This is a genomic window from Streptomyces sp. GQ60 (assembly GCF_059758875.1).
Window position 1 is genome coordinate 224,270 of sequence record NZ_JCAXEG010000004.1, and the last position, 12,092, is coordinate 236,361.

Sequence of the window (12,092 nt, forward strand, 5' to 3'; positions counted from 1 at the left end):
TCGCCCTCGTGAGGGGCCGGGGCGGGGCCTACAGCTCCGCCGTCGGGTCCTCGTCCGGGGCCCGGCCCGCGTAGGCCTCCGCGAGGAGCTGCTCCTCGCTCGCGCCGAGCCGCCAGTAGCCGGTGAAGCGCACCGCGCGCCGGTCGACGCCGCAGTCCTGGACGACGTGCCTGCGGACCGCGCGGATCGTCGCGGACTCGCCCGCGATCCAGGCGTACGGGGCTCCGGCGGCGGGCCGTCCGGCCGCCCGGAGCGCCTCCAGCACCCGGTCGGTGCGTTCCCGGCCGGCGCCCGTCTCCCGTACGACCCAGGTGATGTCCGCGTCGGCGGGCGCCTGGAGGTACAGCCGGTCGTCCTCGTGCGGGACCTCGAACCAGGCCCTGACCGGGGTGCCCTCGGGGAGCCGGTCCAGGATCGCCGCGGCCGCGGGCAGGGCGGTCTCGTCCGCGTACAGGAGGAACGCGTCGGTGGCGGCCGGCGGCTGGAAGCGTACGGACTTGTTCTCCGCGACGGCCGGGCCGATGGCCATGATCCGGCGGCCGGTCACCGCGCGCCCCGCCCACGAGGAGGCGGGGGAGGAGGTGCCGTGCAGGACGAAGTCGATGTCGACCTCGTCCACGCCGTCGGCGGTCCGGCGCTGTTCGCGGACCGTGTACGAGCGCATCACCGGGCGCTCCTCGTCCGGCATCCCGCGCCAGTCCGCGAACCAGGTGTCCTCGCCCGTGGACGGCAGCACCGTGTGCTCCCGGCCGGCGGGCGGCAGGAAGAGGGAGAGGCTCTGGTCGTAGCCGCCCGAGCGGAAGTCCGTCAGGGACGCGCCGCCGAAGGTGATCCGCAGGAAGGAGTGGCCGAGGCGGCGCGTGCGGAGCACCTCGAGGTCGAAGAACCGGAAGTGGGGGATCTCGGCCTCGGGCGCCGCCCCGGGTTCGGTGTCGCCGGCGGTGGCGTTGGCGTTGGCGTTGGCGGTCATGTGGCGGGTCCCCCCTGGGTGCGGTGCGTGCGGTGCGTGCGGTGCGTTGCGTTACGGACGGGCGAAGCAGAAGGCCCCGGCGCCTGGGTGAGGCGCCGGGGCCGGACGGCTCGGGGTCAGCCGACCTTCTTGGCGTTCTGGATGGCCTTGGTGAGCTCTTCGACGATCTGCGCGCACTTCTCGTAGGAGTAGATCGGCTCGGTCACGCGGGGGGTGATCTGACCGGCCTTGACGGCGGGCATCTCGGCCCAGGTCGGCTTCGCCTTCAGCTCCTCCGGCTGGAGGGTGCCGGTGCGGTTGTCGAGGAGGACCACGTCGGCCTTGTACTTGCCGGCGTTCTCCCAGCTGAGGCTCTCGTAGAAGCCGCCCTCGACCTTGTCCGGGGTGACGAACTCGACGCCGAGCGACTGGAAGTACTTCAGGTCGGCGGAGGTGGCCGGGGTGGAGACGTAGAACAGGTCGGCGGCGCCGGAACCGACGAGCACCTTGATGCCGGGGTTCGCCTTGGTGGCCTCGCGGAGCTTCGCGGAGGCGGCCTCGAAGCGGGCCTTGGCGTCGACGGTCTTCTTGGCGTTCAGGTCGGCACCCAGGGAGCCGGCGAGCTCCGCGGTGCGGGCCAGTGCGTTGTCCATGGTGACGTCGCCGCCCACGCCGATCGCGGCGGCCGGGGCCAGCTTCAGGATCTTGTCCTTGGAGGCCTCGGGCAGGTACCAGTAGCTGTCCTTCTCCCAGGTGTTGGTCACCAGGAGGTCGGGCTGGAGGGCCGCGTACTTCTCGACGTTGAACTCGTCGTAGACGTTGCCGATGATCTCGACCTTGGAGATGTCCATCGAGCCGGCCTGCACGTCGGCCTTGCCGTCGGCGGTCTTCGTCGGGCCGAACACGCCCGTGACGCCGACCCCGTAGTCGTACAGCGCGGCCGCGGTGCCGGTGAAGGCGACGATGTTCTTCGGCGTGGACGCGGCGGTGACGTCCTTGCCCATGTCGTCCTTGAAGCTCCACGCGCCCGAGGCGGTGCCCGTGCCCTTGTCGCCCGACCCGTCCTTGGCGGAGTCGCTGCCACCGCAAGCGGTGAGCGCGGCCACGAGGCCGAGGGCGCCGCCTGCCGCGATGAGACCGCGACGGGTGAGGAGGGAGGAGCGGGACTTGGGCATGGGGATGTCCACTTTCGTACGTACTGGGAGGCTCGGACGTTCGGTAGGAAGGTTAGCCTAACCTTGGCTGGAAACAACAAGGGGCCCTCCTCGCGGAGGGCCCCGTACCGCACCACCGACTGCCGTCAGGCGGAAACTCCCAGCTCACGGGCGATCAGCATGCGCTGCACCTCGCTCGTGCCCTCGCCGATCTCCAGGATCTTCGAGTCACGCCACATACGGGCCACCGGGTACTCGTTCATGAACCCGTAGCCGCCGTGGATCTGCGTGGCGTCGCGGGCGTTGTCGACCGCCACCGTCGAGGAGTACAGCTTCGCGATGGCCGCCTCCTTCTTGAACGGCTCCCCGGCCACGAGCCGGGAGGCCGCGTCGCGCCAGCCGATCCGGGCCATGTGGGCGCGCATCTCCATGTCCGCCAGCTTGAACTGGATGACCTGGTTGTCGCCGATCGCCTTGCCGAAGGCGTGCCGCTCCTTGGCGTACTTCACCGACTCGTCCACGCAGCCCTGCGCCAGGCCCGTCGCGAGCGCCGAGATGGCCACGCGGCCCTCGTCGAGGATCCGCAGGAACTGGGCGTAGCCGCGGCCCTCTTCGCCGACCAGGTTGGCGAGGGGGACCCGTACGCCGTCGAAGGACAGCTCACGGGTGTCCGAGGAGTTCCAGCCGACCTTGGAGTAGGGCGCGGCCACCGTGAAGCCGGGGGTGCCGGACGGGACGATGATCGAGGAGATCTCCGGGCGGCCGTCCGCCTTGCGGGCCGTCACGGCGGTGACGGTGACCAGCCCGGTGATGTCCGTACCGGAGTTGGTGATGAAGCACTTGGAGCCGTTGATCACCCACTCGTCGCCGTCCCGGACGGCGGTCGTACGGGTGCCGCCCGCGTCGGAGCCCGCGCCCGGCTCGGTCAGGCCGAAGGCGCCGAGGATCTCGCCGGAGCACATCTTCGGCAGCCACTGCTGCTTCTGCTCCTCGGTACCGAAGAGGTAGAGCGGCATCGCGCCGAGCGAGACGCCGGCCTCCAGGGTGATGGCGACCGAGGAGTCGACGCGGGCCAGCTCCTCCAGGGCGATGCCGAGGGCGAGGTAGTCGCCGCCCATGCCGCCGTACTCCTCCGGGAAGGGCAGGCCGAACAGGCCCATGCGGCCCATCTCGCGGACGATCTCGTACGGGAACTCGTGGCGCTCGTACAGGTCGCCGATCTTGGGTGCCACCACATCGTGCGCGAACGCCTCTACGGTGCGGCGGAGTTCCTCGTGTTCGGGGGTGAGCCGGTGGTCGAGGGCCATGGTCTTCGTTACTCCTTGTGGGAGAGGGCGCGGACGGTACGGGAGGGGCTGGTGCGCCCCAACTGCTCGGCCATCCACATGCTCGTGGCGGTGAGGGCGGCCAGATCGACCCCGGTCTCGATGCCGAGGCCGTCGAGCATCCAGACGAGGTCCTCGGTCGCGAGATTGCCGGTGGCGCTCTTGGCGTACGGGCATCCGCCGAGGCCGCCCGCGGAGGAGTCGACGGTGGTCACGCCGTGCTGGAGCGCGGCGAGGGTGTTGGACAGGGCCTGGCCGTAGGTGTCGTGGAAGTGCACGCCGATCCGGTCGGTGCCCACGCCCTCCTCGTTGAGCGCCGCGAGGAGGGTCCGCACGTGCCCCGGCGTGGCGACGCCGATGGTGTCGCCGAGGCTCAGCTCGTCACAGCCGAGGTCCAGGAGGGCCTTGGCGACGCCGACCACCTGGTGGACCGGGACCGGGCCCTCCCAGGGGTCGCCGAAGCACATGGAGAGGTAGCCGCGGACGTGGGCCCCGTGGTCCTTGGCGCGGGCCACGACGGGCTCGAACATCGCGAGGGACTCGGCGACGGTGCGGTTGAGGTTGCGGGAGGCGAAGGTCTCGGTGGCGGAACCGAACACCGCGATCCGGGTGGCCCCGAGCGCGAGCGCGCGGTCGAGGCCGCGCTCGTTGGGGACGAGGACCGGCAGCGCGGCCCGCACGTCGGCGAGGAGGGGGAACAGCTCCTCGGCGTCGGCCAGCTGGGGGACCCACTTGGGGTGCACGAAGCTGGTGGCCTCGATGGTGGTGAGGCCGGCGGCGGCCAGCCGGTGGACGAACTCGGCCTTCACATGGGTCGGAACGGTCGACTTCTCGTTCTGCAGCCCGTCGCGGGCGCCCACCTCGTGGATCCGGATCCGGGCCGGGAGGCCCTGGTCCGCGAAGCTCATCGGAAGCCCGTTCATTCGCCCGTCACCTCTTCGTCCGGGGTGACCACGGCCAGGACCTGGTCCATGGCGACGGTGCTGCCGGGGGTGACGTCGAGTTCGGTGACGGTGCCGGCGTGCGGGGCGGAGATGACGTGCTCCATCTTCATGGCCTCGACGACGAGCAGGCTCTGACCGGCGGCCACCTTCTCGCCGACGGTCACCTTGACCACCGTGACGGTGCCGGGCATCGGGGCCGCGAGGGTGTCGGCGCCGCCGCGTCCGGCGCCGCGGAGGTTCGCCTCTACCGGGTCGTGGGCCTGGACGTGCCAGGAGTCGCCGTCGCGGCCTAGCCAGGTCCCCTCCGGGGAGGGGGCGTAGGCGAAGCGGTGCGTGACGCCGTCGAGTTCGACCGTGAGGTGGTCGGGGGTGAGCTCGACGATCCGGCCCCGGGCCGGGGCGCTGGGGCTCTGCCCCAGACCCCGCTCAAACGCCGACGGGGCTGGATGTGGCTCGGCGCCGCCGTCCAGCAGCAGCTCCGTGTCCGGGCCCGTTCCGGCGGGGCGGGTGCGGACCGTTACCGGGTCCTGGCCCGGGAGGCGGAAGTGGTGGACCGTCCAGGCGGGGGTGCCGCCGAGGCGCCAGCCGTTGGCGGAGTCGAACGGGTCGACCCAGGCGGCCGAGCCGCCGGTCCGGCTGTCCTGGGAGCCCCCGGCGGGGTTCCGGGAAGGGGCGGGGTGGGGGGAGGAGAGCAGTGCGGCGGCCGCGTACACCTCCGCGGGCACCCCCTCGGGGAGGAGCTGGGACAGGTCCCGCTCGACCAGTCCGGTGTCCAGGTCGCCGGACACCACGTCCGGGTGGGCCAACAGGCGGCGCAAAAAGCCCGTGTTGGTCTGCACGCCCAGGATCACGGTGTCCGCGAGGGCGCCCCGCAGCACCCGCAGGGCAGCCGCCCGGTCGGGCCCGTAGGCGATGACCTTCGACAGCATCGGGTCGTACGTGGATCCGGTGTCGACCCCCGCCGCCAGCCCGGAGTCCGTACGGACGGAGCCGCCGGACGGCTCCGACAGCGCCAGCACCATGCCGCCGGACGGCAGGAAGCCCCGCGCCGGGTCCTCCGCGCAGACGCGGGCCTCGATCGCGTGCCCGGTCAGCCGGACCTCCGACTGGCCGAAGCCCAGCTCCGCGCCCGCCGCGACCCGGAGCTGCTGCTCCACCAGGTCCAGTCCGGTGATCAGCTCGGTCACCGGGTGCTCCACCTGGAGCCGGGTGTTCATCTCCATGAAGTAGTACGAGGCGGGGTCGTGGCCCGGGACGATGAACTCCACCGTCCCCGCCCCGACGTACCCGCAGGACCGCGCCGCCTCCACCGCCGCCGCGCCCATCGAGGCCCGCAGCTCCGGCGTGAGCAGGACCGACGGGGCCTCCTCGATCACCTTCTGGTGGCGCCGCTGGAGCGAGCACTCGCGCTCCCCGAGGTGGACCACGTTCCCGTGCGCGTCCGCCAGCACCTGGATCTCGATGTGCCGGGGCCGGTCCACCCAGCGCTCCACGAGCAGGGTGTCGTCGCCGAAGGAGGACTTCGCCTCGCGCCGGGCCGCCGCGATCTCCTCGCCGAGCAGCGCGGAGTCCCGTACGAGCCGCATGCCCTTGCCGCCGCCGCCCGCCGAGGGCTTCAGCAGGACCGGCATGCCGATCTTCTCGGCGGCGGAGACCAGTTCGGCGTCGGACAGTCCGCTGCCCGAGGAGCCGGGGACCACGGGCACGCCCGCGGCCTTGACGGTCTCCTTGGCGCGGATCTTGTCGCCCATCAGGGAGATCGCCGAGGCCGGCGGCCCGATGAAGGCCAGGCCCGCGTCCGCGCAGGCGGCCGCGAAGGCGGCGTTCTCCGCGAGGAACCCGTAGCCGGGGTGGACGGCTTCGGCGCCCGTGCGGCGCGCCGCGTCGAGCAGCCGCTCCACCGACAGGTAGCTCTCGGCGGCCGCCGCCGGGCCGATGCGGACGGCCGTGTCGGCCTCCCGCACGTGCCGGGCGTCCGCGTCGGCGTCGCTGAAGACGGCCACGGAACGGATGCCGAGCTCCCGCAGGGTGCGGATGACGCGGACCGCGATCTCGCCCCGGTTGGCGACCAGAACAGTGCTGAACATCAGTGAGGTCCTCACGTCACATACGGAAGATGCCGAAGCCCGAGTCGCCCAGGGGAGCGTTCGCGCATGCGGTCAGGGCCAGCCCCAGCACCTGCCGGGTCTCCATCGGGTCGATGACCCCGTCGTCCCACAGCCGCGCCGTGGCGTAGTACGCGTTGCCCTGCTCCTCGTACTGCGCCCGGACCGGGGCCTTGAAGGCCTCCTCGTCCTCGGCCGGCCAGTCCTGGCCCGCGCCCTCGATCTGGTCGCGCTTGACCGTCGCCAGGACGGAGGCCGCCTGCTCGCCGCCCATCACGGAGATCTTGGCGTTGGGCCACATCCACAGGAAGCGGGGGCTGTACGCCCGGCCGCACATCGAGTAGTTGCCCGCGCCGTACGAGCCGCCGACCACCACCGTGAGCTTCGGGACCCGGGTGCAGGCCACGGCCGTCACCATCTTGGCGCCGTGCTTGGCGATGCCGCCCGCCTCGTAGTCGCGGCCGACCATGAAGCCGGAGATGTTCTGGAGGAAGAGCAGCGGGATGCCGCGCTGGTCGCACAGCTCGATGAAGTGCGCGCCCTTCTGGGCCGATTCGGAGAACAGGATGCCGTTGTTGGCGACGATGCCGACCGGGTGCCCGTGGATCCGGGCGAAGCCGGTGACCAGGGTCTGCCCGTACTCCGCCTTGAACTCCTGGAAGCGGGAGCCGTCCACGATCCGGGCGATGATCTCGCGGGCGTCGTAGGGGGTGCGGGAGTCGACCGGCACCGCGCCGTACAGCCCGTACGGGTCCACCTTGGGCTCCTGCGGAGCCTCGACCGACCAGGGCAGGGCCTGGCGCTCGGGCAGGGTGGCCACGATGTTCCGTACGATCCGCAGCGCGTGCGCGTCGTCCTCCGCGAGGTGGTCGGTGACCCCGGAGACCCGGGAGTGCACCTCGCCGCCGCCCAGCTCCTCGGCCGTGACCACCTCGCCGGTGGCGGCCTTCACCAGGGGCGGACCGCCGAGGAAGATCGTGCCCTGGCCGCGGACGATGACGGCCTCGTCGCTCATGGCGGGGACGTACGCGCCGCCCGCCGTGCAGGAGCCGAGGACGGCGGCGATCTGCGGGATGCCGGCCCCCGACATGCGGGCCTGGTTGTAGAAGATGCGGCCGAAGTGGTCCCGGTCGGGGAAGACCTCGTCCTGCATGGGGAGGAAGGCGCCGCCCGAGTCGACCAGGTAGAGGCAGGGGAGACGATTCTCCAGAGCCACCTCCTGGGCGCGCAGGTGCTTCTTCACGGTCATCGGGTAGTACGTGCCGCCCTTGACGGTGGCGTCGTTCGCGACGATGACGCACTCGCGGCCGCTGACCCGGCCGATGCCGGCGATCACCCCGGCGGCCGGGGCCGCGCCCCCGTACATGCCCTCGGCGGCCAGCGGGGCCAGCTCCAGGAAGGGGGATCCGGGGTCGAGGAGGGCGTCCACGCGGTCGCGCGGCAGCAGCTTCCCGCGGGCGGTGTGGCGGGCGCGCGCCTTCTCGCCGCCGCCGAGCCGCGCCGCCTCCAGCCGGGCCCGCAGGCCCTCGGAGAGCTCGCGGTGGGCGGCCTCGTTGGCCCGCCAGGCGTCGGACGCCGGGTCGGCGGCGCTCGTCAGCACTGGTGCCTGCTGCATCGGTCGAGCTCCCTTGCTCGGTGCGCTCTTGTTAATGAGCGTTAACGCATGTGGGACTTAGGTTAACGACCGCTAACGGCCCTGTCTAGAATGGATTCCCATGAGCACCAGAGCGGCCGCCCCCACCAGGCGCGAACAGATCCTCGGCGAGGCTGCGCGCCTCTTCGCCGAGCGCGGTTTCCACGGCGTGGGCGTGGACGAGATAGGGGCCGCGGTGGGCATCAGCGGCCCCGGCCTGTACCGGCATTTCGCGGGCAAGGACGCGATGCTCGCCGAGCTGCTCGTCGGCATCAGCGAGCGGCTGCTCACGGGCGGCCGCCGACGGGTGGAGGAGGCGGCCGGCGACCCGTACGGCGTACTGGCCTCCCTCATCGACGGCCACATCGACTTCGCGCTCGACGACCGGGCGCTGATCACCCTCCACGACCGTGAGCTGGACCGGCTGCGCGAGGCCGACCGCAAGCTCGTGCGGCAGCTCCAGCGCAAGTACGTCGAGCTGTGGGTCGACGTCGTACGGGAGCTGCACCCCGAGGTGGGCGAGGCGGAGGTGCGCGTCTCCGTGCACGCGGTCTTCGGCCTGCTCAACTCCACCCCGCACCTGGCCGCGCTCGGCCGGGACGCGACGGAGTCGCTGCTGCGTCGGCTGGCGAACGGGGCCTTCGGGGCGCTGTCGGGATGACGCGGCGCGGCCGGGGTGTCCGGGGGGCGGGATGGAAGGGACGGCTCCGGGCGGGCGGCGGCAGAATGGGCCGCATGCCGAAGCCGATAGAGACGCCTGTCCCCAGCCGAGCCGAACTCGTCGACCACCTGGTCCGCACGCGGATCGCGGGGGACGTCGCCACCCCGCGCGACAACAACCTCTCCCACTACCGCAAGCTCGCCAACGGCGACCGCCACTACTGGCTGGGCCTGGAGCTGGGCGATCGCTGGACGGACGAGCAGGACGTGCTCGCGGTGATGGCGGAGCGCTGCGGGGTCGTCGACGAGGCGACCCACCGCTTCGGCCAGGACACCATCGACCCCGAACTCACCGTGTCCGCCCTGGACCGGATGGCCGCGCGGCTGCACAAGGCCGCGCTGGACCGGCAGAGCGTGCTGCTGGCCACGGGGCACCCGGGCGGGCTGCTGGACGTCCACCGGGCCACGGCCGAGGCGCTGCGGGCGGCGGGCTGCGAGATCGTGGTGATCCCGCCGGGGCTGGTCGCCGACGAGGGCTCGGTGTGGCAGTTCGCGGACGTCGCGGTCCTGGAGCGGGGCGCGACGCTGTGGCACACCCACTCCCCGGAGCCGATGGCGGCGATCCTGGACGGCTTGGCCGCCCAGGGCCGCCCCCAGCCCGACCTGGTCGTCGCCGACCACGGCTGGGCGGGCTGCGCGGCGCAGCGCGGGCTGGACGCGGTGGGCTACGCCGACTGCAACGACCCGGCGCTCTTCCTGGCCGAGGCCGAAGGCACGCTCCAGGTGGCGGTCCCCCTGGACGACCACGTCCGCGACCCCCGCTTCTACGACCCGATGGTCGCGTATCTGCTCGCGGCGGCGGGCCTGCGATAACCCTCCGGGGGTCGGGGTGCGGCGCCGTTGCCGGGGACCGGTCCCCGGGCCCCTGCGCCTCGAACGCCGGCGGGGCTGGGGTGTTGCCGGGCGGCGCTTGCTGCGGGTGGGGCCGGTGCCGGGGGCGGGGTGGGGTGTCGGCCTGGACTGCATGATTTAGGCGCCCTGTGCTTTACGTTCGACAGGGCGCGGGCTTCTTCTGCGCCACAAATCACGCTTTACGTCCCGGCCGACACCCCACCCCGCCCCCGTCCCCGCCCCGGGCCGCCTCCCGACCCCGGCCGGGGGTGTTCTTTTCAGCCGTCCGGCGTTTGAGGACCGGGTCCGGGCTGGCCCGGGGGCCCTCTCAGCCTCGCCGGCGTTTGAGGCGCGGGTCCGGGCGGAGCCCGGGGAACGGTGGAAGGGCGGGTAGGGGACTTCGCCCCGCAGGGCCGCCCCACCCGCACCCGCCCACCGGGCCAAACGCCGGGACGGCGGTGGCGAGCACCCCGCCCGGCCACCGCCGGACGGAGTCCGGCGCAGCGGCGCGAAGCCGGTAAGGCCCGCCAGGGCCGCACCGTGCGAGGGGTGCGTTAGGAAGGAGTAGGAGTCGGGTCCAAGTAGACGCGGCGGATCGCCGGGAAGCGGTCCCGGAGCTGCGCCTCCGCGAGCTCACACGCCGCCTCCACCTGTGCGGCGGACGCCAGATCGTGGAAGTCGATCTTCGCGGCGATCAGCACCTCGGACGGCCCCTGCACCAGCGTGGTCAGCTCCAGCACGCCCTCGATGTGCAGCACCGACAGCAGCTCCTCCCGGACCTCCGCCCGCATCCCTTCGGGCAGCGGACGCCCGATCAGGTACTGCGCGTTCGAGCGCCCCAGCTCCCACGCCACCCAGACCAGCAGCAGCCCGATGAGGAGGGAGGCCACGCCGTCGTACGCGCCCGACCCCGTGAGCTGCGCCCCCAGCAGTCCGCCCGCGGCCAGTGCGAGCCCGATCAGCGCGGCCACGTTCTCCAGGAGGACGGCCTTCACCGCCGTGTCCGGGGTGTGCTTCACGTACAGTCCCAGCGGCGCCCGCAACCGTGTCGCCTCGCCCCTGACCTGCCGCCAGGCGACCAGGAGCGAGTAGCCCTCAAGGAGGGCGGCGACGCCCAGGATGATGTAGGAGAGCGTGGGGTCGCCCGGCTCCTCGCCGTGGACCAGGGTGTGGATGCCGTCGTAGACGGCGAACACCGCGCCGCCGACGAAGGTGGCGATCGACGCGAGGAGTGCCCAGATGTACCGCTCCGGTCCGTAGCCCAGCGGGTGCGCCTCGTCGGCCGGCTTCGCGCTCCGCTTGAGCGAGGTCAGGAGCAGTACCTCGGTCACCGTGTCGGCCACCGAGTGCGCCGCCTCGGAGAGCATCGCGCTCGATCCGCTGACGATCCCGCCCAGGGCCTTGGCCGCGGCGATGCCGAGGTTCGTGACGACGGCGACGATGACCGTTCCGACGCTCTCGTCCCCGTCCGGGCTCCCGCCCGGGCCGCCGATTCCGTTCACCATCGCATCGCTGCTGGACATGGTGTGACGTTACGTCGGACGGCCGTACTACGCGCGCGGGACGCGCACCACGCCCTCCTGGATGACCGTCACGGCGAGCCTGCCGTCCTGGGTCCAGATCCGGGCCTGGCCCAGGCCCCGGCCGGCGGCCGCCGAGGGCGACTCCTGGTCGTACAGGAGCCATTCGTCGGCGCGGAACGGCCGGTGGAACCACATCGCGTGGTCCAGCGAGGCGCCGACGACGTCCCCGACCGCCCAGCCGCCCTTCCCGTGCGCGAGCAGCACCGAGTCGAGCAGGGTCATGTCGGAGACGTAGGTGGCCAGGCAGGTGTGCAGGAGCGCGTCGTCGCTCTCCAGCTTGCCGGCGGTACGGAACCACACCTGCGAGCGCGGTTCGACCGGTTCGCCGACGCTGCCCCAGGGCGGGACCGTCGCGTACCGCAGGTCCACCGCGCCGCGCGCCTCGATGAGGCGTTCCGCCGTGCCCGGGTCGCGGAAGACCTCCCGGTAGAGCGGGAGCGATTCGGCGGCCGTCGGGAGGGTCTCCGGATCGGGGGCGTCGGGCATCGCGGCCTGGTGGTCGAGGCCCTCCTCGTACGTCTGGAAGGACGCGGAGAGGTGGAAGATCGGCTGCCCGTGCTGGACGGCGACGACGCGGCGCGTGGTGAAGGAGCGTCCGTCGCGGATCCGGTCGACCGAGTACACGATGGGGGCGCCCGGGTCCCCGGCGCGCAGGAAGTACGAGTGCAGTGAGTGCGCGGTGCGGTCCGCGGGGACGGTCCGGCCCGCGGCTACCAGCGCCTGGGCCGCGACCTGGCCGCCGAAGACCCGCGGTACCAGCGAAGGACGACTGGTACCGCGGAAGATGTTCTCCTCGATCTGCTCGAGGTCGAGCAGATCGAGGAGCGTCGTCAGTGCCTCGTTCATGG

General features: G+C 72.5%; 10 protein-coding genes. 2 read left to right on the plus strand and 8 right to left on the minus strand.

Annotated elements, in window-relative coordinates:
* Positions 1-28: 28 nt before the first annotated feature.
* From AC6CKD_RS12560 to AC6CKD_RS12585, 6 genes are all read right to left on the minus strand, one after another.
* Complete coding sequence (locus AC6CKD_RS12560) at positions 29-970, minus strand: siderophore-interacting protein (RefSeq protein ID WP_498327206.1); 942 nt, start codon at positions 968-970, stop codon at positions 29-31.
* A gap of 116 nt (positions 971-1,086) precedes the next feature.
* Positions 1,087-2,124 (minus strand): ABC transporter substrate-binding protein, encoded by a 1,038-nt coding sequence (locus AC6CKD_RS12565; RefSeq protein ID WP_498327207.1) that lies wholly within the window; start codon positions 2,122-2,124, stop codon positions 1,087-1,089.
* Positions 2,125-2,249: 125 nt separating this feature from the next.
* Entirely contained in the window at positions 2,250-3,410 is a 1,161-nt protein-coding gene (locus AC6CKD_RS12570) for an acyl-CoA dehydrogenase family protein (RefSeq protein ID WP_498327208.1), read from the minus strand.
* 8 nt (positions 3,411-3,418) lie between these two features.
* A complete protein-coding gene (locus AC6CKD_RS12575) occupies positions 3,419-4,351 on the minus strand; it encodes a hydroxymethylglutaryl-CoA lyase (protein WP_498327209.1) in 933 nt (310 codons plus the stop codon).
* Positions 4,348-6,459: an acetyl/propionyl/methylcrotonyl-CoA carboxylase subunit alpha gene (locus tag AC6CKD_RS12580; RefSeq protein ID WP_498327210.1), complete on the minus strand. Its 2,112-nt coding sequence runs from the start codon at positions 6,457-6,459 to the stop codon at positions 4,348-4,350. The genes AC6CKD_RS12575 and AC6CKD_RS12580 overlap by 4 nt, the downstream gene beginning before the upstream one ends.
* A 16-nt stretch (positions 6,460-6,475) precedes the next feature.
* Complete coding sequence (locus AC6CKD_RS12585) at positions 6,476-8,092, minus strand: carboxyl transferase domain-containing protein (protein WP_498327211.1); 1,617 nt, start codon at positions 8,090-8,092, stop codon at positions 6,476-6,478.
* Positions 8,093-8,192: 100 nt separating this feature from the next.
* Between AC6CKD_RS12585 and AC6CKD_RS12590 the strand changes: the two genes are divergently transcribed.
* On the plus strand, positions 8,193-8,771 hold the full coding sequence (locus AC6CKD_RS12590) for an SACE_7040 family transcriptional regulator (RefSeq protein ID WP_478691285.1): 579 nt from the start codon (positions 8,193-8,195) through the stop codon (positions 8,769-8,771).
* 65 nt (positions 8,772-8,836) lie between these two features.
* Entirely contained in the window at positions 8,837-9,643 is an 807-nt protein-coding gene (locus AC6CKD_RS12595) for a phosphatase (RefSeq protein ID WP_498327212.1), read from the plus strand.
* Between the two features lie 572 nt (positions 9,644-10,215).
* On the opposite strand, the gene AC6CKD_RS12600 is transcribed toward AC6CKD_RS12595, so the two are convergent.
* Positions 10,216-11,184 carry a cation diffusion facilitator family transporter gene (locus AC6CKD_RS12600; RefSeq protein ID WP_498327213.1) on the minus strand — a complete coding sequence of 323 codons (969 nt, stop codon included), beginning with the start codon at positions 11,182-11,184 and terminating at the stop codon, positions 10,216-10,218.
* A 27-nt stretch (positions 11,185-11,211) separates the two neighbouring features.
* On the minus strand, positions 11,212-12,090 hold the full coding sequence (locus AC6CKD_RS12605; protein ID WP_498327214.1) for an acyl-CoA thioesterase: 879 nt from the start codon (positions 12,088-12,090) through the stop codon (positions 11,212-11,214).
* Between the last annotated feature and the right edge of the window lie 2 nt (positions 12,091-12,092).